Annotated in this window: 2 protein-coding genes and 1 pseudogene; 2 read left to right on the top strand and 1 reads right to left on the bottom strand. The window is 52.4% G+C overall.

Going from position 1 to position 902, the window contains the following annotated elements; genetic code table 11:
- Positions 1-205: hypothetical protein (locus tag SB754_RS19140; RefSeq protein ID WP_410784002.1), on the bottom strand; the 205-nt coding region annotated here is incomplete at its 3' end.
- Positions 206-315: 110 nt separating this feature from the next.
- Here SB754_RS19140 and SB754_RS19135 point away from each other — a divergent pair.
- Positions 316-600, top strand: a pseudogene (locus SB754_RS19135) (MFS transporter); the annotation flags it as partial.
- A 79-nt stretch (positions 601-679) separates the two neighbouring features.
- Positions 680-902 (top strand): LacI family DNA-binding transcriptional regulator (locus tag SB754_RS19130; RefSeq protein WP_141036443.1); only part of this gene is annotated, 223 nt, incomplete at its 3' end.

Genomic DNA, 902 nt, shown 5'->3' with positions numbered 1-902 from the left:
TTTTTTTAAAGCCATGATTAACCAGAATTGCAAACGGTGCCTGTTCATCATTTTTAGACGGCAGAAAGCGAATAACTGCCTGACCATTACCTGCATTATCCAGTTTCAGTTTCCATTCGCCTTTATCTTCTGAGCTAAAGCCTTTATTACCATTCAGTTTTGCCATCTGTGCTGCCAGTTCTGCGGTTGATTTACGTTTAAACATATGTATATCTCCTTCTTAAAGTTAAACAAAATTATTTCTAGAGGGGAATTGTTATCCGCTCACAATTCCCCTATAGTGAGTCGTATTAATTTCGCGGGATCGAGATCTCGATCCTCTACGCCGGACGCATCGTGGCCGGCATCACCGGCGCCACAGGTGCGGTTGCTGGCGCCTATATCGCCGACATCACCGATGGGGAAGATCGGGCTCGCCACTTCGGGCTCATGAGCGCTTGTTTCGGCGTGGGTATGGTGGCAGGCCCCGTGGCCGGGGGACTGTTGGGCGCCATCTCCTTGCATGCACCATTCCTTGCGGCGGCGGTGCTCAACGGCCTCAACCTACTACTGGGCTGCTTCCTAATGCAGGAGTCGCATAAGGGAGAGCGTCGAGATCCCGGACACCATCGAATGGCGCAAAACCTTTCGCGGTATGGCATGATAGCGCCCGGAAGAGAGTCAATTCAGGGTGGTGAATGTGAAACCAGTAACGTTATACGATGTCGCAGAGTATGCCGGTGTCTCTTATCAGACCGTTTCCCGCGTGGTGAACCAGGCCAGCCACGTTTCTGCGAAAACGCGGGAAAAAGTGGAAGCGGCGATGGCGGAGCTGAATTACATTCCCAACCGCGTGGCACAACAACTGGCGGGCAAACAGTCGTTGCTGATTGGCGTTGCCACCTCCAGTCTGGCCCTGCACG

Source organism: Leifsonia sp. SIMBA_070, from assembly GCF_046534635.1.
Classification (GTDB): domain Bacteria; phylum Actinomycetota; class Actinomycetes; order Actinomycetales; family Microbacteriaceae; genus Leifsonia.
This window is presented reverse-complemented; position numbering and strand designations above follow the sequence as displayed.